The organism is Streptomyces sp. NPDC048650 (genome assembly GCF_043199095.1).
Lineage (GTDB): Bacteria > Actinomycetota > Actinomycetes > Streptomycetales > Streptomycetaceae > Streptomyces.
In genome coordinates this window covers 754,549-776,319 of the sequence record NZ_JBICVM010000002.1, presented here as the reverse complement: position 1 = coordinate 776,319, position 21,771 = coordinate 754,549, and the positions used below count along the sequence as shown (strand labels likewise).

The 21,771-nt window shown below is 74.1% G+C and carries 19 protein-coding genes; 11 read left to right on the top strand and 8 right to left on the bottom strand.

Annotation, left to right across the window (positions count from 1 at the left end):
• Positions 1-12: 12 nt before the first annotated feature.
• Positions 13-1,575: a pyridoxal phosphate-dependent decarboxylase family protein gene (locus ACGFML_RS09300; RefSeq protein WP_393541645.1), complete on the bottom strand. Its 1,563-nt coding sequence runs from the start codon at positions 1,573-1,575 to the stop codon at positions 13-15.
• Positions 1,576-1,714: 139 nt separating this feature from the next.
• Positions 1,715-2,980 carry a DUF1015 family protein gene (locus tag ACGFML_RS09295; RefSeq protein ID WP_393541643.1) on the bottom strand — a complete coding sequence of 422 codons (1,266 nt, stop codon included), beginning with the start codon at positions 2,978-2,980 and terminating at the stop codon, positions 1,715-1,717.
• Between the two features lie 165 nt (positions 2,981-3,145).
• On the opposite strand from ACGFML_RS09295, the gene ACGFML_RS09290 reads away from it, so the two are divergent.
• Positions 3,146-4,171: an HAD-IIA family hydrolase gene (locus ACGFML_RS09290; protein ID WP_393541641.1), complete on the top strand. Its 1,026-nt coding sequence runs from the start codon at positions 3,146-3,148 to the stop codon at positions 4,169-4,171.
• Positions 4,172-4,256: 85 nt separating this feature from the next.
• Here the strand turns inward: ACGFML_RS09290 and ACGFML_RS09285 are convergent, their stop codons facing one another.
• A complete protein-coding gene (locus tag ACGFML_RS09285; protein ID WP_393541639.1) occupies positions 4,257-5,150 on the bottom strand; it encodes a siderophore-interacting protein in 894 nt (297 codons plus the stop codon).
• Positions 5,151-5,229: 79 nt separating this feature from the next.
• Positions 5,230-6,258: an ABC transporter substrate-binding protein gene (locus ACGFML_RS09280; protein ID WP_393541637.1), complete on the bottom strand. Its 1,029-nt coding sequence runs from the start codon at positions 6,256-6,258 to the stop codon at positions 5,230-5,232.
• 91 nt (positions 6,259-6,349) lie between these two features.
• Between ACGFML_RS09280 and ACGFML_RS09275 the strand changes: the two genes are divergently transcribed.
• The 3 genes from ACGFML_RS09275 (at position 6,350) to ACGFML_RS09265 (ending at position 9,445) form a co-directional block, all read left to right on the top strand.
• Positions 6,350-7,405 carry a FecCD family ABC transporter permease gene (locus ACGFML_RS09275; protein ID WP_393541635.1) on the top strand — a complete coding sequence of 352 codons (1,056 nt, stop codon included), beginning with the start codon at positions 6,350-6,352 and terminating at the stop codon, positions 7,403-7,405.
• The gene (locus tag ACGFML_RS09270; RefSeq protein WP_393541634.1) at positions 7,402-8,487 is read left to right on the top strand and encodes a FecCD family ABC transporter permease; all 1,086 of its coding nucleotides are present in this window, start codon (positions 7,402-7,404) and stop codon (positions 8,485-8,487) included. Before ACGFML_RS09275 ends, ACGFML_RS09270 begins: the two co-directional genes overlap by 4 nt.
• Positions 8,488-8,623: 136 nt before the next feature.
• Entirely contained in the window at positions 8,624-9,445 is an 822-nt protein-coding gene (locus ACGFML_RS09265) for an ABC transporter ATP-binding protein (RefSeq protein ID WP_393541632.1), read from the top strand.
• Here ACGFML_RS09265 and ACGFML_RS09260 read toward each other — a convergent pair.
• On the bottom strand, positions 9,429-9,776 hold the full coding sequence (locus tag ACGFML_RS09260; RefSeq protein WP_393541630.1) for an SCP2 sterol-binding domain-containing protein: 348 nt from the start codon (positions 9,774-9,776) through the stop codon (positions 9,429-9,431). The two genes, ACGFML_RS09265 and ACGFML_RS09260, sit on opposite strands and share 17 nt — an antisense overlap.
• Positions 9,777-9,906: 130 nt before the next feature.
• Here ACGFML_RS09260 and ACGFML_RS09255 point away from each other — a divergent pair, with 130 nt between their 5' ends.
• From ACGFML_RS09255 to ACGFML_RS09245, 3 genes are read left to right on the top strand one after another with little or no spacing between them, the layout of a single operon-like run.
• Positions 9,907-10,254 carry a hypothetical protein gene (locus ACGFML_RS09255; protein WP_393541628.1) on the top strand — a complete coding sequence of 116 codons (348 nt, stop codon included), beginning with the start codon at positions 9,907-9,909 and terminating at the stop codon, positions 10,252-10,254.
• Positions 10,255-10,261: 7 nt separating this feature from the next.
• Positions 10,262-11,077: a TlyA family RNA methyltransferase gene (locus tag ACGFML_RS09250; RefSeq protein WP_393541627.1), complete on the top strand. Its 816-nt coding sequence runs from the start codon at positions 10,262-10,264 to the stop codon at positions 11,075-11,077.
• Entirely contained in the window at positions 11,074-12,015 is a 942-nt protein-coding gene (locus ACGFML_RS09245) for an NAD kinase (RefSeq protein WP_393541625.1), read from the top strand. The genes ACGFML_RS09250 and ACGFML_RS09245 overlap by 4 nt, the downstream gene beginning before the upstream one ends.
• A gap of 30 nt (positions 12,016-12,045) precedes the next feature.
• Here the strand turns inward: ACGFML_RS09245 and ACGFML_RS09240 are convergent, their stop codons facing one another.
• A complete protein-coding gene (locus ACGFML_RS09240; RefSeq protein WP_393541623.1) occupies positions 12,046-13,563 on the bottom strand; it encodes a S41 family peptidase in 1,518 nt (505 codons plus the stop codon).
• Positions 13,564-13,737: 174 nt separating this feature from the next.
• Between ACGFML_RS09240 and recN the strand changes: the two genes are divergently transcribed.
• The 4 genes from recN to ACGFML_RS09220 all read left to right on the top strand — a co-directional run bounded on the left by recN (position 13,738) and on the right by ACGFML_RS09220 (position 18,771).
• Positions 13,738-15,465 (top strand): DNA repair protein RecN, encoded by a 1,728-nt coding sequence (gene recN / locus ACGFML_RS09235; protein ID WP_393541688.1) that lies wholly within the window; start codon positions 13,738-13,740, stop codon positions 15,463-15,465.
• Between the two features lie 282 nt (positions 15,466-15,747).
• The gene (locus ACGFML_RS09230) at positions 15,748-16,536 is read left to right on the top strand and encodes a hypothetical protein (protein WP_393541621.1); all 789 of its coding nucleotides are present in this window, start codon (positions 15,748-15,750) and stop codon (positions 16,534-16,536) included.
• Positions 16,537-16,880: 344 nt separating this feature from the next.
• Positions 16,881-18,041, top strand: a complete 1,161-nt coding sequence (locus tag ACGFML_RS09225; RefSeq protein WP_393541620.1) for a glycosyltransferase family 4 protein — start codon at positions 16,881-16,883, stop codon at positions 18,039-18,041.
• Positions 18,042-18,108: 67 nt separating this feature from the next.
• Complete coding sequence (locus ACGFML_RS09220) at positions 18,109-18,771, top strand: LysE family translocator (RefSeq protein WP_393541618.1); 663 nt, start codon at positions 18,109-18,111, stop codon at positions 18,769-18,771.
• 88 nt (positions 18,772-18,859) lie between these two features.
• On the opposite strand, the gene ACGFML_RS09215 is transcribed toward ACGFML_RS09220, so the two are convergent.
• The gene (locus ACGFML_RS09215) at positions 18,860-20,494 is read right to left on the bottom strand and encodes a PucR family transcriptional regulator (RefSeq protein ID WP_393541616.1); all 1,635 of its coding nucleotides are present in this window, start codon (positions 20,492-20,494) and stop codon (positions 18,860-18,862) included.
• A 104-nt stretch (positions 20,495-20,598) separates the two neighbouring features.
• Complete coding sequence (locus tag ACGFML_RS09210) at positions 20,599-21,660, bottom strand: LacI family DNA-binding transcriptional regulator (RefSeq protein ID WP_393541615.1); 1,062 nt, start codon at positions 21,658-21,660, stop codon at positions 20,599-20,601.
• Positions 21,661-21,771: the final 111 nt, after the last annotated feature.

Sequence of the window (21,771 nt, the reverse complement as noted above, 5' to 3'; positions counted from 1 at the left end):
GGCTCGGGCGGGTCAGTGGGCGCTGAGGGCCGGTTCGGGCCGCTCGGCGAGGCAGCTGCCGGCGTGCTCGGCGATCAGGTCGAGGACGGTGGCGATGTCCTCGAGCGTGGTCTCCGGGTTGAGCAGGGTGAACTTGAGGTAGTGGCGGCCGTCGACGACGGTGCCCGCGACGACGGCGTCGCCGGAGGCGAACAGGGCCTCCCGCGCATGCAGGTTGACCCGGTCGCTCAGCTGCGGGTCCAGGTCGGCGCCGGGTACGTAGCGGAAGACGAGGGTGCTCAGCCGGGGTTCGACGACGACCTCGAAGCGGGGGTCGTCGTGGAGGAGCTTCCAGGCGTCCGCGGCGCGGTCGATGACCTCGTCGAAGAGCTCGCCGATGCCCGCCGCGCCCATGATGCGCAGGGTGAGCCAGAGTTTGAGGGCGTCGAAGCGGCGGGTGGTCTGGATCGACTTGTCGACCTGGTTGGGGATGCGTCGCTCGGCCATCCGGCGCGGGTTGAGGTAGTCCGCGTGGTACGTGACATGCCGGAGGGTGGCGCGGTCGCGGACCAGGACGGCGCTCGAACTGACCGGCTGGAAGAAGGACTTGTGGTAGTCGACGGTCACCGAGTCGGCGCGTTCGATGCCGGACAGCAGCTCGCGGCGGCGGGAGACCAGCAGGCCGCAGCCGTATGCCGCGTCGACGTGCATCCAGGCGCCGTGCCGGGCGCACAGGTCGGCGATCTCGGGAAGCGGGTCGATGGAGCCGAAGTCGGTGGTCCCGGCCGTGGCGACGACGGCCATCGGGATGAGGCCCTCCTGGTGGCAGCGGGCCAGTTGCGCGGCCAGGTCGGCGGTGCGCATCCGCTTGTCCTCGTCGGTGGGGACGGCGATGACGGCTTCCGCGCCCATGCCGAGCATGGTGGCGGCTTTGCGGATGCTGAAGTGGCTGCACTCGGAGGTGAGGATGCGCAGCCGCGGCAGGACGTCGGTGAGCCGGGCCTCGGCGGGGGCGTCGTCGCGGGTGAGTTCGCGGCGGCATGCCTCGTCGCGGGCGAGGAGCATGGCCTGGAGATTGGACTGGCTGCCGCCGCTGGTGAAGATGCCGTCGGCCCGCTCGCCGAGGCCGATGCGATCCGTGGTCCAGTCGACGAGCCGCCGTTCGATGAGGGTGCCGCCGGCGCTCTGGTCCCAGGTGTCCAGCGAGGAGTTGACCGCGGTGAGGACGGCCTCGCCGATCAGCGCGGGGATCACCACGGGGCAGTTGAGGTGCGCGAGGTAGCGCGGGTGGTGGAAGTAGACGGCGTCGCGGAGGTAGACCTCTTCGAGTTCGTCGAGTGCGGCGGCCGGGTCGTGCAGCGGCGCCTCGAGGTCGACGGAGGCCACGGTGGGCGCGAGGCCGTCGACGGAGATGCCGGTGAACGGGCGCTCGGTGGCGGCGATTTTGGCGCTGACGCGGGCGACGGATGCGGTGACGGCGTCGCGGTAGCGGGCGGCCGTGGCGCCGTTGAGCAGCTGGCTTCTGCTGTCGGCCGGCGCGGCGGGGGATATGCCGGCGGGCGACGGGTCCTCGGCGAAGGGCGCCAGGAGACTCATGAAGGTGTCCTCCCTGATACGGACTTGACCACGTCCTGCGCAGGGGTGGAGGACCCACCCGGGCGACGTAGTGAGGTAAGCCTAACCTAACTAGTCATCCGGGTGGCACGGGGTGGCTCAGGGGGCGCCGGTGGTGGGTTCAGTTCATCTCGTCGTCCAGCGTGCGCAGCACGAGACCGGTGGCCGGCTTGGGGCCGAAGGAGGTGGACTTGCGCGGCATGGTCACGCCGCACCGGGCGAGCTGACGGACCGTGTCCTCGGAGGTGGCACGCATCAGGACGGCCGTGCCGCCGTGCCGGGCGGCCTGCTCGACCGCGGCCTCGGCGTGATGCAGATAGCCGATGTCCGACGGATGATCGGGAATGCGCCAGACCGCGTCCAGGAGGACGGAGTGCAGAACGGTGGCATCCAGCCGTCGCCACACCTCCGGCCGGTCGGTGCGGATCGTGCGGTCGAGCAGGCCGGGATCGGGGCGGTCCAGGAGGTGGAACGAGTCCGGGCCACCGGCCAGGACGAAGGCGTTTCCGGGTGTCTCCTGCAGTGACTTCAGGGCGGCGGACAGCTCGCCCGGCAGCCGCCGGACGCGGAAGGCGCCGGCCACCTCCGCCAGCGCCGTCTCCGGCGGCAGATGCGGCAGGACACGGTGGATCGCCCGGACCTGGAGCGGATGACGTGCGGTGTCGACCAGCAGCACCAGGCCGAAGGCCCAGGGCGAGTCCGAAGTCGCGCCCGGCAACTGCTCGTACAGGCGCTGATACGTCGCCCAGCGGTGGTGGCCGTCCGCGATCAGGGCCTCCCGGCGGCCGAGGTCCTCGTCGATGGAGGCCAGGTCGGCGGGGTCGGTGACGGCCCACAGGCGATGCGCGAAGCCGTCCTCGGTGGTGGTGGCGAGCAGCGGGACGGACTGCACCGTCCGCTCGATCACGGCGGTGGCGCCGGTGGCCGTGCCGTGGCCGCGGTAGGAGAGCAGCAACGGCTCGAAATTGGCGGCCGCCGCCCGCATCAGCGCGGCCCGGTCCTCGACCACCTCCGGGATGACGTCCTCGTGCGGCAGCACCGGCCCGTCCAGGCGCAGCGCGCCGATCAGCCCGCGCTGCAGGACCTCGCCGCTGCGCTGCTCGTACACGTACAGCGCGGGCTCGGCGTCCGGCGTGAGGACGCCCTCGTCGCGCCAGCGGCGCAGGGTGTCGGCGGCCTGGCGGTGGCGGGTGGCGGGGTCCGCGGCGTGCGGAAGGATCAGCCGGACGATGTTGTAGGGATCCGCGGTCTCCAGTTCGCGCACACCGTCCGGTCGGACCACGACGTCGTACGGCGGGGAGGTGACAGCGGTCAGGCTGCTGACCCGGTCCGGGGCGTAGCGCAGTCCACGGAACGGGAGGAGGCGAAGGCCGTCGGTGGTGGTCATTGAAGAATGCTATGCCGATCGGGCGATGAGGGAAGATCGGGGTACAGCCCGTGGCTGGCTGGAAATATCGGTATCTGCGCGACGGGAGAACGGCCCCGGAGCGCGGTCGTGCGGGGCGGCGTCGGACACTTGGGTGGACGACGTGCGGAGCAGGGAGCGAGACGGATGAACGAGCAGGTTCGCAGGCAGCCCGACGGGTGCGAGAGCGCGCTGAGTGCGGCGTACGACACCGCACTGCTGGATCTGGACGGCGTCGTCTACGCCGGCGGGGAGGCCATCGAGCACGCCGTCGGGTCGCTGACCACGGCACGCGACGGCGGGATGCATCTGGCGTACGTCACCAACAACGCCGCCCGCACCCCGCAGGCGGTCGCCGATCAGCTCACCGGCTTCGGGCTGCCGACCGGCCCGGACGATGTGATCACCTCGGCGCAGGCGGTGGCACGGCTGATCTCCGAGCAGGTGCCGGCCGGCGCACGGGTGCTCGCCGTCGGGGGCGAGGGGCTGCGGGTGGCGCTGCGCGAGCGCGGCCTGACGCCGGTGGAGTCGGCGGACGACGAACCGGCGGCCGTGGTGCAGGGCTTCGAGCCGACGCTGGACTGGGCGCGGCTGGCGGAGGCGGCGTACGCGGTGCAGCGCGGGGTGCCGTGGTTCGCGTCCAACACCGACCTGACCATCCCCAAGGAGCGCGGGATCGCCCCCGGCAACGGCGCGTTGGTGGAGGTCGTGCGGATCGCCGCGGGCGGTACGCCGCAGGTGGCGGGCAAACCGCAACCGCCGATGCACCGCGAGACCGTCCTGCGGACCGGGGCGAAGCGGCCGCTGGTGATCGGCGACCGGCTCGACACGGACATCGAGGGTGCCCACAACGGCGAAGTGGACTCGCTGCTGGTGCTCACCGGCGTCACCACGGCGGCCGGTCTGCTGGCCGCGCCGCCGCCGCACCGGCCGACGTATGTGGACGCCGACCTGCGGGGGTTGCTGCGCCCGCAGCCCGCGGTGAGCGCGGCCGACGGCGGCTTCCGGTGCGGCGGCTGGCAGGCCCGCGCGGTCGGTGACGCGCTCGTCCTGGACGGCGAGGGGGAACCCCTGGACGGGCTGCGGGCGCTGTGCGCGGCGGCCTGGACGGCGGCGGGGGACGGCAGTTGTGCGCTGGACGCGGGGAAGGCGCTGGCGCGGATCGGAGGGTGAGGGGTGCGGCTCGGCCGGTGAGGGATGCGGGCCCCGGTCGTGCGGGGCCCGTTCCCTGCCGGCGGCCGGGGGCGGCAGGAGGGACTCAGTCCTCGTCGGAGGCGGCAGCCGCGCCCGCCGTCAGCTCCGCGATCAGGTCCTCCTCGGTGGCGCCGCGCCGCCAGTAGCCGGTGAACTTCACGGCCCTGCGGTCGATTCCGCGCTCGCGGACGAGATGCCGGCGGACCGCCTTGACGGTGCCCGCCTCGCCGGCGACCCAGGCGTACGGCGTGCCCTCGGGCAGCTCCGCGGCGCGCAGCGCTTCCAGCACCGGTTCGTGGTGTGCGGCGCGCGCCCCGTCCCTGACCAGCCAGGTGATGTCGGCGTCGGCGAAGGTGGGCAGCGGTTGCCGGTCGTCCTCGTGGGCGATCTCGATCCACACCTTGGCGTGGGTGCGGGGGGAGAGCCAGGACAGGATGCCGGCGATGGCGGGCAGCGCGGTCTCGTCGCCGGTGAGCAGGATCCAGTCGGTGCCGGGCGGCGGCCGGAAGTCGACCCCGCCGTTGTCCTCGACGGCCGGGGCGAGGACGGTCAGCCGGTCGCCGGGCCGGGCGTGGGCGGCCCAGCGGGACGCGGGGCCGCCGGCTGCGGTGTCCGCCGGGGAACCGGCGCCGTGCAGCGCGAAGTCGACGTCGAACTCGCGGGGTTCATGGCGCTGTTCGCGGATGGTGTACGAGCGCATCACCGGGCGTTCGGCCGGGTCCTGGGCCCGCCAGGTGGTGTACCAGCCGTCCCCGGTGTCGTGGAAGACCGGGCGCTCCTGGTGCGGCTGCGGAAGGAAGATCTTGAAGCGCTGATCGCGACCGCCGGAGGCCAGCTCGTCCAGCCGTTCGCCGCCGAAGGTGATCCGGACCACCGAGGTGCTCACCCGCCTGGCGCGGACGACGTGGACATCGAAGAAGCGGAAGGGCGCGGTGGCGGGTGCGGCGGTCGTGGTCATGGCGGGGGACCTTCCGTAGCGGTGCGGGGGGTGGGTGAGCCGCGGTGGCCGTGGACCGGTGAGCCACCGCGGCCGTATGTCAGCTGACCTTCTTGGCGCTCTCGATGGCCTTGGTGAGCGACTCGAGGAGCGGCGCCGCACCCGCGTACGAGAAGCGCGGCTCGCTCGACCAAGGGGCGATCTGGTCGGCCTTGACGGCGGGCAGCCTGCTCCAGGAGGGCTTGGCCGCCAGGTCCTTGGGCTGGAGGGTGGCGGTCCGGTTGTCCAGGAGCAGGACGTCGGCCTTGTACTTGTCGGCGTTCTCCCAGCTCAGGCTCTCGAAGTAACCGCCCTTGTCGAGGTGGTCGGGAACGATCAGGTCGACGCCGAGGGACTTGTAGTACATGAGGTCGGCGTTGATGCCGGGGTTGGAGGCGTAGAAGAGGTCGGGGCTGCCGGAGCAGGCGAGCACCTTGACCGGGTGCGCCTTCGCGGCCTTGCGCAGCGCCCCGGCGGCCTTCTCGAAGCGGGCCTTGGCGTCGGTGACCTTCTTCGCCCCGAGGTCGGCGCCGAGCGACTTCGCCAGCTCGGCGTAGCGCTCGATGATCTTGACGAGCGGAACCCGGGCGGAGGTGATGGCGACGGACTCGGCAAGCTTGGTGATCTTGTCCTTGCTGTCGTCCGGGACGAACCACAGCGCGCCCGGCTCGTACATGTTGGTGATCAGCAGGTCGGGTGCCAGGCTCGCGTACTTCTCGACGTTGAACTGGTTGTAGGCGTTGCCGATGATGGTGACCTTGCCGATGTCGAGGTCCCCGGCCTGCGGATCGGGCTTGCCGTTCTTGAGCTTGGTCGGGCCGAAGACGCCGACGATCCGGTCGTCGATCCCGAAGTCGTGCAGCGCGGCGGCGGTGCCGGTGAAGGCGACGATGCGCTGTGGGGTGCTCTTGAGGGAGACCTTCTTCCCGCGGTCGTCGGTGAAGGACCACGGGCCGCCCTCGGCGCCGCCGTTGGCGCCCTCCGAGCCCTTGCCGCCGCCGCAGGCGGCGAGCAGGGCGCCGATGCCGACGGCGCCGCCCGCGGCCAGGATGCCGCGGCGGGACGGAGGTACGCTTCGGGAGGTGCTCATGGCGGGTGGGCTTCTCTCTAAGAGGCAGGCAGGGCAGGGCCCCGGAGAAGGGGCCTGCAGGTGGATATGAGGGTAGGCTAACCTAACCACCGTGTTGGTCGACAGTCCCCCCGAAGCAACAACGGCCCCGGCTCCGCCCCCGGTGACGCCGCCGCGCCGACAGCTCACGCGCTCGGCGGGGCTGGTCGCCGCCTTGGCCGTGCTGGCCGTCATCACCGTCCTCGGCATCGTCGTCGGCGCCAAACAGATCCCCCTCGACCAGGTGTGGCACGGGGTGTTCCACTACTCCGGCACCGACACCGACGTCGTCATCCGCGATGTGCGCCTGCCCCGCACCCTCCTCGGCGTCATCGTCGGCGCCGCCCTGGGCCTGGCCGGCACGGTCATGCAGGCGCTGACCCGGAACCCCCTCGCGGACCCCGGAGTTCTGGGCATCAACGCCGGTGCCTCGGCCGCCGTCGTCTCCGCCATCAGCTTCTTCGGCATCACCTCCCTGACCGGCTATGTGTGGTTCGCCTTCCTCGGCGCCGCGGTGGTCTCCGTCGCCGTCTACGTGCTGGGCGGCACCCGCAGCGCCACACCGGTCCGCCTCGCTCTGGCCGGCACCGCCCTCACCGCCGTCCTGACCGGCTACCTCAACGCCGTCAACCTCATGGACACCGCGGCCCTGGACAAGATGCGCTTTTGGACGGTGGGTTCGCTGGCCACCGCCACCACGTCCACGGTCACCGCCATCGCCCCGTTCCTCGCGGTGGGCGCCGCCCTCGCGCTGCTGCTCGCCAGGCCGCTGAACGCCGTGGCGCTCGGCGACGACCAGGCGCGGGCCCTGGGCACCCGGCTCACCCGCACCCGCGTCATGGCGATGCTCGCGGTCACCCTGCTGTGCGGCGGGGCGACCGCGGTCTGCGGACCGATCGTCTACGTCGGCCTGATGGTCCCGCACGCCGTACGCGCCCTCACCGGCCCCGACATGCGCTGGATCCTGCCGTACTCCGCGGTGCTCTCGCCGGTTCTGCTGCTCAGCGCGGACATCCTCGGCCGGGTGGTGGCCCGGCCCGGCGAGCTGCAGGTCGGCATCGTCACGGCCGTCATCGGCGGTCCGGTCTTCATCTATCTCGTACGGCGTCGGAGGATGGCCCAGCTGTGAGCTCGACTGTGAAGCCCCAGGAGGGCACGACGCGTGAGGGGCGGGCCCGGCGGGCGGCCGCCGTCCGTACCGGGGGCGGGCTCTCGCTGCGCCTGGACGTACGGGCCGCGGTGGTCTGCCTGCTGCTCCTGGTCCTCGCCCTGGCCGCCGGCATCGCGCTGATCGGCTCCGGCGACTACCCCATGACGCCGGCCGAGGTGCTCGGCGCGCTCACCGGCGGCGGCAACCCCGGTCAGGCGTTCATCGTCCAGGACCTCCGGCTGCCGCGGGTCCTGGTGGGGCTGCTGGTCGGCGCCGCCTTCGGGATTGCCGGCGCCGTCTTCCAGACCGTCTCCCGCAACCCGCTCGGCAGTCCCGACGTGCTCGGCTTCGCCCAGGGCTCGTCCGTCGGCGCGCTGGTCGTCATCGTCTACTTCCAGGGCGGGGTCCTCGCGGTGGCCGCCGGGTCGGTCGTCGGCGGCGTGGCCACCGGCATCGCCATCTTCCTGCTCGCCTGGAAGCGCGGCATCCAGGGCTACCGTTTCGTGCTCGTCGGCATCGGTGCCGGCGCGATGCTCTACGCCGTCGTGCTCTACCTCCTGACGAAGGCGAACATCGTCGAGGCGACCCGGGCCACCATCTGGATGAACGGCTCCCTCAACGGCCGCGACTGGGACCAGGTCTGGCCGCTGGCCGCCGTCAGCGTCGTCCTCGTCCCGCTGGTGCTGTTCCACGGGCGCCCGCTGCGGATGCTGGAGATGGGCGACGACGCCGCCTATGCGCTCGGGGTACGCGTCGACCGGGTGCGCATCGTGACGCTGCTGGCCTCGGTCCTGCTCGTCGCCACCGCCACCGCCGCGGCCGGCCCCATCGCCTTCGTGGCTCTCACCGCACCTCAGCTCGCCCGCCGCCTCACCCGCTCGCCCGGCCCCAATCTGCTGCCCGCCGCCCTGATGGGCGCCGCGTTGCTGGTCGCCGCTGACTGGGTCTCGCAACGCCTGTTCGGCGCCGACCAGCTGCCGGTGGGGGTGCTGACCGGAATGCTCGGCGGCGGCTATCTGCTGTGGCTGCTGGCCACCGAGCGCAGGGCGGGGCGGATGTGAGCGGCGACCCGGCCGTGCCTCCGCCCCCTCCACGCCTCCGCCCCCTCCGTGCCCGCCCCTCCCTGCCCCCGCCCGCGAACGCGTCCGGCGGGTGCCGGGCGACCGCAGTGACCACGACAATCCCAGGAGTTTCGAAGTGAGCCGTCTCGCGGCCGAGAACGTCACCCTCGCCTACGACCAGCGGGTCATCGCCGAGAACCTCTCGGTCGCCATCCCCGACCACTCCTTCACGGTCATCGTCGGCCCCAACGCCTGCGGCAAGTCCACGCTGCTGCGCGCCCTGTCGCGGATGCTGAAGCCCAGCGCCGGCTCGGTGCTGCTGGACGGCTCGGCGATCTCCGCACTCCCGGCCAAGAAGGTCGCCCGCACGCTCGGCCTGCTGCCGCAGAGCTCCATCGCGCCGGACGGGATCACCGTCGCGGACCTGGTGGCGCGTGGCCGCTACCCGCATCAGGGCCTGCTGCGCCAGTGGTCGGCCGAGGACGAGCGGATCGTCCAGGAGTCGATGGCGGCCACCGGCGTCGGCGAACTGGCCGACCGCTACGTCGACGAGCTCTCCGGCGGCCAGCGCCAGCGCGTCTGGATCGCCATGGCACTGGCCCAGCAGACCCCGCTCCTCCTCCTGGACGAGCCGACGACCTACCTGGACATCCAGCACCAGATCGATGTCCTGGACCTGTGCGCCGAACTCCACGAGGAACAGGGACGCACCCTGGTCGCCGTCCTCCACGACCTCAACCACGCCGCCCGGTACGCCACCCACCTCATCGCGCTGAAGGACGGCGCGGTCGTCGCCGAGGGCGCACCGGCCGACATCGTCACCGCGGAGCTGGTGGAGCGGGTCTTCGGGCTCTCCTGCCAGGTCATCGACGATCCGGAGACGGGCACTCCGCTGGTCGTCCCGGCGGCGCGCAAGCCCCGTAGGCCGGCGGCCGCGGAGGCTACAGCAGCGTCCTGAGCCGCAGCAGGTCGCGCAGGCTCGCCTCCAGCTTGACGCGGCCGCTGCCCCAGGCCTTGGCGAAGTTGAGCCTGCCTGCCACCAGCGCCACCAGATCGTCCCCCGCCATGGACAGACGGATCTCGGCCTTGTGCGGCGGCGGTCCGGGGACGCTGGTGACGTCCTTGATCGTGCCGTTCGCCAGACGCCCCAGGAACGTCACGTCCAAGTCCGTGATGCGGCAGCTGAGCGAACGGTCGAGGGCGGCGGCACTGCGTACGTCGCCATCCGCCGTGGTCATGTTCTGGGCCAGCCGGTCGAGCGCGGCGCGGCACTGGTCGAGGGTTGCCATCGGGAGCGACGATACGCCAGGCCGCGGGCGGTTCGTTCGCCGTCGGCGGGCCGAGTTCGGCGACGCGCGGCGTCCCGTCGCGGGGCGGCGCCGGGGCGACGGGTGGGCGGGCCGAGGTAGCGTCGGGGACATGGAACAGCCGACGTCCGGCCCGGAGCCGGAGGCAGCCGTGGGGGAGACCGACGCGGAGCCCGGCACGAGCGGGGAACCGGAGCGCGCCGGGGCGGGGGAGACCGAGGGCGCCGACCGGTCCCGGACGCCCGCCGGGCCGCAGCCGCTCGGGGTCGAGGTCACGCCGACCGGCGATGCCGCCGTCGACGCCCGGCTGCGGCGTCTCGCCGACGCCGACCACCTCCCCGCGAGCGGCCACCTGGAGGTGTACGAGGATGTGCACCGTGGGCTGCGCGACGCGCTGGCCGCCCTCGACCAGCGCCCCGGGCCGCCCGCCCCCTCCCCGACGTACGACAACAGGAGCTGAACCACAGGTGGCTGGAGTGGCACGACGCCGACTCGACGCGGAGCTGGTGCGCCGCAAGCTGGCCCGCTCGCGCGAGCACGCGAGCCAGCTGATCGCCGCCGGACGGGTGACCGTCGGCGGAACCACCGCGACCAAGGCGGCCACCCAGGTGGAGACCAGCGCGGCCGTGGTCGTACGCGAGGACGCGGGCGACCCCGACTACGTCTCGCGCGGCGGTCACAAGCTGGCCGGCGCGCTCGCCGCCTTCGTCCCGCTCGGGCTGCGGGTCAAGGGCCGTCGGGCACTGGACGCCGGCGCCTCGACCGGCGGCTTCACCGACGTCCTGCTGCGCGCCGGGGCCGGACATGTGGTCGCCGTCGACGTCGGGTACGGCCAGCTCGCCTGGTCGCTGCAGAGCGACGACCGGGTCACTGTGAAGGACCGGACGAACGTCCGTGAGCTGACGCTCGAGGACATCGGCCCGGAACGCGTCGACCTCATCGTCGGCGACCTTTCCTTCATCCCCCTGGGGTTGGTGCTGCCCGCCCTCGTCGGCTGTGCGGCGCCGGATGCGGATCTGGTGCTGATGGTCAAGCCGCAGTTCGAGGTGGGCAAGGAGAGGCTGGGCAGCGGCGGGGTGGTGCGCAGCGCCGAGCTGCGGGCCGAGGCGGTGTGCGGGGTCGCCGGCCGGGCCGCCGCGCTGGGTCTCGGGGTATGTGGCGTGACTGCGAGCCCGCTGCCTGGACCTTCCGGGAATGTCGAGTACTTTCTGTGGCTGCGCGCCGGGGCACCAGCACTCGACCCGGCGGATGTCGACCGTGCAGTGGCGGAGGGGCCTCGTTGACCACACCCAGGGCAGTTGAAGACAGCGCAGCACACGAAGAGAACGGCGCCGGGCGGACGGTCTTCCTGCTCGCGCACACCGGTCGCCCCGCGGCCGTCCGCAGCGCCGAACGCGTCGTCCAGGGGCTGCTGCGCTGCGGCATCGGCGTGCGGGTTCTGGCGGAGGAGGCCGCCGACCTGCCGTTGCCGCCGGAGGTCGAACGTGTCGCCTCCGAGCAGTGCGCGGCCCAGGACTGCGAACTGCTGGTGGTGCTCGGCGGCGACGGGACGCTGCTGCGTGGCGCGGACTTCGCCCGGACGTCCGGGGTGCCGATGCTCGGCGTCAACCTCGGCCGGGTCGGCTTCCTGGCGGAGGCCGAACGCGACGACCTCGACAAGGTCGTCGACCGGGTCGTCACGCGCACCTACGAGGTCGAGGAGCGGATGACCCTGGACGTCCTCGTCCGCAACAACGGCAGCGTGGTGCACACCGATTGGGCGCTGAACGAGGCTTCCGTGGAGAAGGCCGCCCGGGAGCGGATGCTGGAGGTCGTCACCGAGGTCGACGGCCGGCCCGTCTCGCGCTTCGGCGGCGACGGCGTGGTCTGTGCGACTCCCACCGGTTCGACGGCGTACGCCTTCTCGGCGGGTGGTCCCGTGGTCTGGCCCGAGGTCGAAGCCCTGCTGATGGTCCCGATCAGCGCGCACGCCCTGTTCGCCAAGCCGCTGGTCACCTCCCCGCGTTCGGTGCTGGCGGTCGAGGTCCAGCCCGAGACCCCGCACGGGGTGCTGTGGTGCGACGGCCGCCGCAGCGTGGAACTCCCCGCGGGCGCCCGCGTGGAGGTCCGCCGCGGCGCCGTGCCCGTTCGCCTGGCGCGGCTGCATCACGCCTCCTTCACCGATCGTCTGGTGGCCAAGTTCGCGCTGCCGGTGGCCGGGTGGCGGGGTGCGCCGCACTGACGGGACCTCAGGCCGGCCCGCCGCCCGTCGCTAGCGGGCGCCGTCGAGCTGCCGCCCGGCCCCGGGCGCGTGCCGGCTCAGGAGCGCCCGGGCCCGGGTGAGCGCGGAGTCGCGGCGGGCGTCGAGCTCCTGGTCGGTGAAGACGGGGGTCCGGATGTCCGGGGGTATTCCGGGGCCGTCGAAGGTGCGCCCGGCGGGGGTCAGGAACTCCTCGTTGGGCAGGCCGAACGTCCAGCCGTTCGGGAGGGCGCGGCCCATGACGTCGGAGAAGACGCCCTGGGTGTTCTGCCCGATCCGGGTGGGGGCGGAGGGGCGGCCCATCAGAGCCTGGGTGAAGGTCTCGCCCGCGCTGATCGTCAGCGGTCCGGTGAGGACGGTGACCGGGCCGGTGTAGACGGGCCCCTGGTGCGGGCGGATCCGTATCGGCTGGGGCCGGGTGAACTTCGACGGGTCGGCGGGGTCGTTGCGCGCCCGCTTGGCGTAGGCCCGATACGGGCGGTCGGTGAGCCGGGAGGCGATCCGCAGGCCGAGCGGGTCCGCGCCGCCGCCGTTGTACCTGAGGTCGATGACGAGCCCGCGCAGCGACGCCGCCCCTTGCGTGCGGGCCTTGGTGAACGCGGAGTCCAAGGCGCGGTCGAGCTCGGCGACATCGCCGGCGTAGTCCCCCTTTTCGGTGTAGTCCGCGAACTGGGTGATCCGGAAATAGCCGAGGCGACCGGGGAGATCGGCGTAGGAGAGGCGGCCCTGCGCCCAGTGGCGCTGGGTGACATGGGGCCCGAGGTTCGCGGCGATCGCTTTGTCGATACGGGTGACGGTGGCGGGGGTGGGCAGGGTCGTACCGCGGCGGGTGCCGGCGAACCACCGGTGGGGGCCGGAGACCACCCGGGTGTGCGCGTCGTGCAGCGGCTCGATCATCGCCCGCAGCACCGCGAAGAGCTCGGCGTCGGTGGTCTTCGCCGTGATGCGGGGGCGATAGCGGTCGCGGACCGCGGCCCAGTCGGTCTTCTTCGCGCGGAAGAAGGGGTAATTCTCGGCGTATGTCTGCCAGAAGACGTCGAACACCGCCCTGGGGTCGCGCGGCGGGCGCTTCGTGCAGCGGTCCGGGAGGGTGCCGACGCGGTGCAGGGTGCGCCGCCCGACGTTGTCCTCGAAGGTCAGCGCCGCGCGGCGGGCGCCGGCCGGTGACACGGTGAGCGGTGCGGAATCGGGGACCGTGAAGCGGCTGCCGCCCCCGGCGTCGGGAGCGCCCGCACGGGTGCCCGTGACCGAGCCGGGCAGGCAGCTGACGGCGGTGGTCTCGTATGTCCGAAGGGTGCGGCCCTTGATGGTGACCAGAGTGCCGTAGCCGTCCATCCGCCAGCTCCCCTCCAGGGACCGGGCCGGCCGGGTGTCTCCCGCCCCGGCGTGGGCCCGGCCGTCCGCCCCCTCGGCCCGGGACGGCCCGCCGCAGCCGGTCGTGACGGCGACGGAAGCGAGGACGGTCAGGGCGGTCAGGAGCAGGGGCGCGGGGCCGCGGTGGCGGGTGCGACGGCGCTCGGCGCTGGTCATGAGGACACCTTTCGTTGTGTTCGTGACTCAGCGTGACGGACGGCCGCCCCCTCGCACCATGCGGAATTCCACCGCTTTCAGGTGGGGTTTTCCGCAGGGTGCCGGGCAGGGAACAGGGGAGGCCGTCGCGGGGCGACCCCCGGACCTCGTAAGGTCGTATCCGTGTTGGAGGAGATGCGGATCCGGTCCCTGGGTGTCATTGATGACGCCGTTGTCGAGCTGTCCCCGGGCTTCACGGCGGTGACCGGCGAGACGGGCGCGGGCAAGACCATGGTCGTCACCAGCCTCGGCCTGCTGCTCGGCGGGCGCGCCGACCCCGCCCTGGTGCGGATCGGCGCCAAGTCGGCGGTCGTCGAGGGCAGGGTCACCATCGGGGCCAAGTCGCCGGCGGCCGTCCGGGCGGAGGAGGCCGGCGCGGAGCTGGACGACGGTGCGCTGCTGATCAGCCGTACCCTCTCCGCCGAAGGCCGCTCGCGCGCACACCTGGGCGGCCGGTCCGTTCCCGTCGGCCTGCTGGCGGAGTTGGCGGACGACCTCGTCGCCGTACACGGCCAGACCGACCAGCAGGGCCTGCTGCGCCCGGCCCGGCAGCGCCAGGCCCTGGACCGATACGCCGGGGACGCGGTCGCCGTGCCGCTCGCCAAGTACACCGCCGCCCACCGCCGGCTGCGCGCCGTCGCCACCGAGCTGGACGAGCTGACGACCCTGGCCCGGGAGCGGTCCCAGGAAGCCGATCTGCTGCGCTTCGGTCTGGACGAGATCGCCGCCGCCGAGCCGCAGCCGGGTGAGGACACCGAACTCGCCGCAGAGGCCGAGCGGCTGGGTCACGCCGAGGCGCTGGCCTCCGCCGCCTCCGCCGCACACGCCGCACTGGCCGGCAACCCCGAGGACCCCGAGGGCGTGGACGGCACCACCATGGTCGCCGGCGCCCACCGCGCGCTGGACGCCGTACGCAGCCACGACCCGGAGCTGTCCGCGCTGGCCGACCGGCTCGGCGAGATCAACATCCTGATGGCGGACGTGGCGGGCGAGCTGGCCGGCTACGCGGACGGCCTGGACGCCGACCCGCTGCGGCTCGCCGCGGTCGAGGAGCGCCGCGCCGCCCTGAACCATCTGACCCGGAAGTACGGCCAGGACGTCGCGGGTGTGCTGGCCTGGTCCGAGGAGAGCGCCGCACGCCTCTCCGAGCTGGACGGCGACGACGACCGGATCGGCGAGCTGACCGTGGAACGGGACGCGCTCCGCGCCGAACTGGGCGACCTGGCGCAGATGTTGACCGACGCCCGGACGGCGTCGGCATTGCGTTTCGCCGACGCGGTGACGGCCGAGCTCGCCGAACTCGCCATGCCGCACGCCCGGGTGAGCGTGCAGATCCGGCAGACCGAGGTGGCCGAGGAGGCGGACGGCATCGAGGTCGGCGGCCGGGCGGTCGCCTACGGCCCGGCCGGCGCCGACGAGGTCGAACTCCTCCTCGCCCCGCACCCGGGCACCCCGCCCCGGCCGATCGCCAAGGGCGCGTCGGGCGGTGAGCTCTCCCGGGTGATGCTCGCCGTCGAGGTCGTCTTCGCCGGCTCCGACCCGGTGCCGACCTATCTCTTCGACGAGGTCGACGCGGGCGTCGGCGGCAAGGCGGCCGTCGAGGTCGGCCGGCGGCTGGCCAGGCTCGCGAAGTCGGCGCAGGTCGTGGTGGTCACCCACCTCCCGCAGGTCGCCGCGTTCGCGGACCGGCAGCTCCTGGTGGAGAAGACCCACGACGGGTCGGTCACCAGCAGCGGGGTCACGGCGCTGGAGGGCGAGGAGCGGGTCCGCGAACTCTCCCGGATGCTGGCCGGCCAGGAAGACTCGGAGACGGCCAGGGCGCACGCCGAGGAACTGCTGGAGACGGCCCGAACGGGGCGCTAGACGGCCTCGTCACCGGGCACGGCCTCGTCATCGGGCACGGCCCCGGCACCGGGCGCCGGCCGGCCCACCACGTGAACCGGCCCGCCCACGTGAACCGAACCGGCCCGCCCACGTGAACCGGCCCTTGTCAGCCCCTGTCGGGCTTTGCCGGCTCGTGTCGGCCCTTTTGTGACAGGCGGCATCATCCCAGGTCAGCGACCGGAGCCAAGCTCGGCCGGGTGGCTCCTGCCCCCTAGGGTGGCGGGAGTTGAGCCCGGCACCGTGCCGGGCGAGGGGAGCGGCATGCGGGCGACAGGCAGCAGGGCGGCCGGACGGATCTCGGCGCTGCTCGGCGCGGCGGGGGCCACCCGGGCCGCGTACGGAGCGCTGCGGAGCCGTCCGCCCGGTGGCGCCGTCCTGTGGGACCGGAAGAACTACGCGGGGCGGACCGTGCACCTGCACGCCGGGCTCGCCACCGCCGCCGGCACCGCGCTCGCCGCCGCCACCGCACCGGGGCTCTCCGCCCGCACCCGTGGCGCCGCGGCCCTCGCCGTCCTGGCCGCCGGGGGGTGCGGGGCGTACGACGACGTCTTCGGCGCCGGCGACACCCGGCGCGGATTCCGGGCGCACCTGTCGGCGCTGCGCCGAGGTGAGGTCACGAGCGGGGCGGTCAAGCTGTTCGGCATCGGCGTCGCCGGGCTCGCCGCGGGCGCCCTGATCGAGCGGCGCCCGGTCGACAAGCTGCTGGCGGGCGTGGTCATCGCGGGCTCGGCCCACCTGGTCAACCTCCTGGACGTCCGGCCGGGCCGGGCCGCCGGCGCCGTACTGGCCCTCGGCGCCCCGGGGCTGCTGCGCCGCGGGGAGGCCGGGACGCTGTCCGCCCCGCCGCTCGGCGCGGCCGCCGCGATCGTCCGCGACGACCTGGCGGAGCGCACGATGCTCGGGGACGCCGGGGCGCACGCGCTCGGTGCGGCCCTCGGGCTCGCGATCGTGGCGGGCAACGGCCGCGCGGGACTGGCCGCGCACGCCGCGGGGCTGGTGGCCGCCGCGGCGGTCGGCGACCGGGTCGGCCGGGCGGCCGCCGCGCTCTGAGGCGCGCCGGGGTGGTCCGCGTACGCCGGGATCCGCCCCATGGCGATGAGTTCCGGCCAGCTATTCGGCCGCCGGCAGGCGGGTCAGGTCCCGCTTTGTCGCCCATGTGGGTGATGCCGAGGCCCCGGGGGCGCGGCATCCCGCGACAACGGCGCCCGGACGGTGCCGAAGAGGTGGCGCGGGGCTGGCATCCTGGGCGCGGTGTGCGGCGCCGGGCGGGTTCGCCCCCTCCGGTCGGGGGACGTCTCCCGCGTCGCCGGCAGCGTGCCGCAGCGCCTTGTAGTACTCGGCCCGCACCACCGGTACGGTCCCTACCGTCCCCCCGACCCAGGAGTCCCGACCACGTGACCAGCACCCCGGCCTCGTCGCACGGGCAGTCGCCGCTGCGCACGGTCCAGGTGCTCGGGCACGGCAGCGCCGGCAGCGCGGCGCACGTCCGCTCGCTGGCCGAAGGGCTGGTCGCACGCGGTGTGCGGGTCACCGTCTGCGCCACCGCCGACACCGAGGAGACCTACCGCTTCACCGCCGCGGGCGCACGGTTCGTGCCGGTCGTCCCGCGGATGGATCCGGCGTCCGTGGCCGCGCTGCGCAGTGCCTGCTGGGACGCCGACCTGGTGCACGCCCACGGTCTGCGGGCCGGGCTGCGCGCCACGACGGCGCTGCGCGGGCTGCGCAGCCCGCGGGGCGCGCGCGTGCCCCTGGTCGTCACCTGGCACACCAAGGCGCACACCGAGGGCGCGCGGGCCGGGGTCGTGCATCTGATGGAGTGGCGGGTGGCCCGCGCCGCGGCCGTCGTCCTGGGGGCCTGTTCGGACCTGGTGGACCGGGCGCGCGAGAGGGGCGCGCGCGACGCCCGCCTCGCGCCGGTCGCAGTGCCGCGCCCGCGCCCCGGCCGCATCGTGTCCGAGCCCGAGGACCACGACCGGACGCGGCACAAGGAGCGGGCCGAACTGGGCGCCGTCGATCGGCCGTTGCTGCTCGCGGTCGGCCGCCTCGACCCGCACCAGGGCCACGACCTGCTGCTGGACGCGGCACACGCCTGGTGCTCGCTCGACCCGCAGCCGCTGCTGGCCATCGCGGGGGAGGGGGACCAGCGGGCCGCCCTCCAGCGCCGAATCGACGCCGAGCAACTGCCCGTCCAGCTGCTGGGCCGCCGCGACGACGTCCCCGAACTCCTCGCCGCCGCCGACCTGGTGGTGCTGCCCAGCCGCTGGGAAGCGCGCTCCCTGATCGCCCAGGAGGCGCTGCGCACCGGCGTCCCGCTGGTCGCCACCGACACCGGGGGCACCCGCGAACTGGTCGGTCCGGCCGCCGAACTCGTCCGCTACGGGGACGCCGCCGCCCTGGCCCGCGGAGTCCTCGGCCTCCTCACCGACCCGCTGCGCCGCGATGCGCTGGCCGAGGCGGGCCGCGTCCAGGCGGCCGGGTGGCCGAGTGAGGACGACACGGTGGCGCAGGTGCTGAGCGTCTACGACGAACTGACCCAGCCGCTGCACGGATCCTGACCCGGACACCCGGTGGCGGCACCGGATAGGGTCACCGGAACCGGACGTCGTACGACGGGAGATCGCCGTGACCGCTGCCGTACTGGGCTTTGCGCTCTTCGCCCTTCTGATGACGATGGCTCCCGGTCCGGACACCCTGCTGGTGCTGCGGAACTGCGTACGCGGCGGACGGCGGACGGGTGCCGCCACGGCCCTCGGCGCGGCGGTCGGATCCCTGGCGTGGGCGGTCGCCGCCGCGGTCGGGCTCGCGGCGGCGCTGCAGCGGTGGGATGCGGCGTTCACCTTCGTGCGGCTGGCCGGCGCGGCCTACCTGGTGGTGCTGGGCGGACAGGCCCTGTGGGCCCAGCGGCGCTCCCGCGCGGCGGCCGGGACCGGGGCCGCGCCCGTCGTGGCGGAGCCGGCCGAGCCTCCCGCGCGCCGGCTGGGGCCCGTACGGGCCTTCCGTCAGGGGCTGTTGAGCTGCCTGCTCAACCCCAAGGTCGGGATCTTCTTCGTCGCCGTGGTCCCGCAGTTCCTCCCCCGGGGGCACTCGATCCTGGGGGCGACCCTGCTCCTCGGCGCGGTGGACGCGGTCATCGCGGCGGTGTGGCTGCTGCTGGTCGTGGTCTGCGCGGGCAGCCTGCTGGAGCGGCTGCGGCGGCCGCGGGTGAATCGCAATCTGGAGCGTGCGACGGGCGGGGTGCTGGTGACGCTCGGCGTCGGCACCGCGGCGGAGACCGTAGCCGGATAGCCCGCCGGGGGCGCCGCCTCCGGGCCGGGCCGCCGCGGAGCCGCTGCCGGCGGCCGGGTGCCCGGCCGCCGTCGTGCGGCCCTGGGGGCTACGGCTTGTCCGTGTGGCGCCTGGCGCGCAGCGCGAGGCGCAGGCCCAGGACCGTCTGGGGGTCGTCCAGGTCGGTGCCCAGCAGCTGGCCGATACGGGCCAGGCGGTCGTACAGGGTCTGGCGGTTCACGTTCAGGTCCCGGGCGGTTTCGGCCTTGCGCCCGGCACTGGCCAGATAGGCCTCCAGAGTGGGCAGCAACGGCTGGCGGGCGGTGCGGTCGTGGCTGAGGAGCGGGCCGATGGCGCGGTCCACGAAGTCGGCGAGCACACCCTCTTCGCCGTGTTCGCGCATCCGCCACAGCAGCAGCTCGATGTCCAGGCGGCGGGCGTCGTGCCAGGGCTGTTCGGGCAGGCCCTGGGCCGCGGCCGCCGCTTCCGCCGCATGCCGCAGTCCAGGGCCGGCCGCCGACCAGTCGCCCGCCGTGCCGACCACGACCACCGGGCGGTGCGCGGCCGGGCGGTCCAGGCCCGCGCGGACGACCCCGGCGCGCAGCGCCTCGGCGATGCGGTCGGCGAGCGCGTCGCGGTCCTGGCCCGCACGCAGCGACACCAGCATCGGGACGCGGTTCTCGACGGGGCGCACGCCGAGGAGTACGGACACACCGGGGGCGGCGAGCTCCTCGCGCAGGGCCTGGGCGAGCAGGGCCCAGCTGCCCGGGGTGGGAAGGCCGGCGGGCAGCCGCATGACGACCGGGAGGACGGGTTCAGCGCCGGGGCGGAACCCCAGCAGGCGTGCCTGCCCCGGGGCCTCGGCCGCGGAGATCCGGCCCTCCGCCAGGTCGGCCAGGAAGTCGCCGCGCCCTCGGGCGGCCAGCACCTCCTCCTGACGGGACTGGAGCATGACGACCGCCAGGAGGTCAGCGGCGCGTTCGGCGGCGATGCGGTGGACGGGCGCGAGGGGGGCGTTGACGGGCAGCAGGACCAGGCGGGCGCGGACGGCGTCGGGGCCGTGACCGCCGCCGGGGATGTCGATGCGTACGCCGGTGTCGCGCAGGCCCTCCCAGGCCAGCAGCGGGTCGGCGTCGGCGGCGCCGTCGTCGTCGCCGGTGTCGGGGCCCGCAGCGTAGAGGGGGCTGCCGTCGGGGGCCTCCAGGCAGAGGGGGTTGCCGGTGAAGACGGCCAGCAGCCGGAGTACCTCGGGGGCGCCGCCGCCGCGAAGCAGGACGTCCGTGCAGCGCCGCAGGATCTCGTCGGCCCGGCGCAGCTGCGCGTAGTGACCGTTGACGATCTCGGTGTGGATGGCCTCGGTGACCGTGACGTACGGGACCTCGCGGTGCAGCTGGATCAGTGGCAGGCCGCAGTCCCGGGCGCTGTCGATCAGCGCCGAGGGCAGCGAGTCGAACCGCGAGCCGAGCTCCACGACGAGAGCGGCGATCTCGCGGTCCGCGAGCTTGCGGATGAAGGCACGCTGCTCGGAGGGCCGGGTGCCCAGCCCCAGGCCGGTGGTCAGCAGCAGCTCGCCGCCCTTGAGCAGCGAGGCGATGTGCGGCACCTCGCCCGCGTGCACCCAGCGCACCGGCCGGTCCAGCCGGTCCTCGCCGGCCAGCACCTCCGGCAGGCCGCGCCGCAGCGCGGGCAGCTCCAGTGCCCTGCGTACCGTGATCTCGGCTTCGATTTTTGCTTCCGGCCCCATGGCGACGAACGCTACCCGTAGTCCGCTGTCCGGAGGAGCGCGGTCCGCCCGGCGGCCCGGTCGGCCGGCGGCGGCCCGGCGGGCGGCGGGCGGACCGGCGGGGCTCAGCCCGACTCGCGCACCACCAGCCTCGCCTGAGTGATCACCGGCGCGAGCTCCCCGCGGTCCGTCCCCCGAACCCCCAGCCGCCGCAGCAGGAGCCGGGCCATCATGCCGCCCATCCCCTCCACGTCCTGGCGCACGGTGGTCAGCGGCGGATCCGCCCAGGCCGCGGGTTCGAGGTCGTCGTAGCCGACCACCGCCACATCGTCCGGCACCCGGCGTCCGCGGGCCCGCAGGGTGCGCAGCGCACCGTTCGCCATCAGGTCGGAGCAGGCGAAGACGGCGTCCAGGTCGGGCACGGCGTCGAGGAGTTCGGCCATCGCGCGTTCGCCACCGGCCGCGGTGAACCCGCCGTCCGCGACGAGCCGGGGGTCCGGCTCCGCGATGCCCAGGGCGTCGCGGTAGCCCGCCAGGCGGTCCAGCGCGGAGGTCTGGTCGAGCGGGCCGGTGATCACGGCGATCCGGCGGCGGCCGTGGCCCAGGAGGTGGTGTACGGCCCGGCGGGCACCACCGCGGTTGTCGGTGTCGACGTAGAGGAGGTGCGGGTCGCGGTCGGCGCCCGCCCAGCCGGGCCGGCCGCCGTAGACCGTGGGCAGTCCGGCGCGCTCCGCCATGGCGGGCAGGGGGTCGTCGTCGTGCAGCGAGAACATCAGCGCGCCGTCGACGTGTCCGGCCGTCAGATAGCGACCGATCCGGGCGTAGTCGTCGCGGTGCTCGACGAACAGCAGCAGGAGCTGGGTGTCGGCGGCGGACAGCTCACGGCTGATGCCGCGCAGCTGGCGGCCGAAGAACGGGTCGGTGAAGACCCGGGTCTCCGGCTCGGCGATGATCACCGCGACCGCGCCCGTGCGGCGGGTGACCAGGGAACGGGCCGCGCTGTTCGGTACGTATCCCAACTCCGCCACCGCCTGCCGGACGCGTTCTTGGACCGCGGCCCGTACGCCCGTACCGCCGTTGACCACACGGGAGACCGTCGCCCGCGAGACCCCGGCGTGCGCCGCGACGGCCTCCAGGGTCGGGCGGGGGCCGTGTGCGGGGCGGCGGCCAGTGGGTTCAGAGATCATCCGGCACCGTCCAACTCCTTTTTCCTCGCGATGACTTGACGGTATGCCGCCGAGTCGGCAGGGTTCCCTGTGGACGCGGCATGAGAGCGCTCTCACGCCGCATACCCCTCA

What these genes read in the sequence shown, in the direction of transcription:
- ACGFML_RS09230 (WP_393541621.1), top strand. Translation starts at nt 15,748, where the DNA reads ATGCGGGCGACAGGCAGCAGGGCGGCCGGACGGATCTCGGCGCTGCTC.
- ACGFML_RS09260 (WP_393541630.1), bottom strand. Translation starts at nt 9,776, where the DNA reads ATGGCAACCCTCGACCAGTGCCGCGCCGCGCTCGACCGGCTGGCCCAG.
- recN (WP_393541688.1), top strand. Translation starts at nt 13,738, where the DNA reads ATGCGGATCCGGTCCCTGGGTGTCATTGATGACGCCGTTGTCGAGCTG.
- ACGFML_RS09295 (WP_393541643.1), bottom strand. Translation starts at nt 2,980, where the DNA reads ATGACCACCACCGACGGCCTTCGCCTCCTCCCGTTCCGTGGACTGCGC.
- ACGFML_RS09285 (WP_393541639.1), bottom strand. Translation starts at nt 5,150, where the DNA reads ATGACCACGACCGCCGCACCCGCCACCGCGCCCTTCCGCTTCTTCGAT.
- ACGFML_RS09215 (WP_393541616.1), bottom strand. Translation starts at nt 20,494, where the DNA reads ATGGGGCCGGAAGCAAAAATCGAAGCCGAGATCACGGTACGCAGGGCA.
- ACGFML_RS09210 (WP_393541615.1), bottom strand. Translation starts at nt 21,660, where the DNA reads ATGATCTCTGAACCCACTGGCCGCCGCCCCGCACACGGCCCCCGCCCG.
- ACGFML_RS09255 (WP_393541628.1), top strand. Translation starts at nt 9,907, where the DNA reads ATGGAACAGCCGACGTCCGGCCCGGAGCCGGAGGCAGCCGTGGGGGAG.
- ACGFML_RS09300 (WP_393541645.1), bottom strand. Translation starts at nt 1,575, where the DNA reads ATGAGTCTCCTGGCGCCCTTCGCCGAGGACCCGTCGCCCGCCGGCATA.
- ACGFML_RS09280 (WP_393541637.1), bottom strand. Translation starts at nt 6,258, where the DNA reads ATGAGCACCTCCCGAAGCGTACCTCCGTCCCGCCGCGGCATCCTGGCC.
- ACGFML_RS09290 (WP_393541641.1), top strand. Translation starts at nt 3,146, where the DNA reads ATGAACGAGCAGGTTCGCAGGCAGCCCGACGGGTGCGAGAGCGCGCTG.
- ACGFML_RS09240 (WP_393541623.1), bottom strand. Translation starts at nt 13,563, where the DNA reads ATGACCAGCGCCGAGCGCCGTCGCACCCGCCACCGCGGCCCCGCGCCC.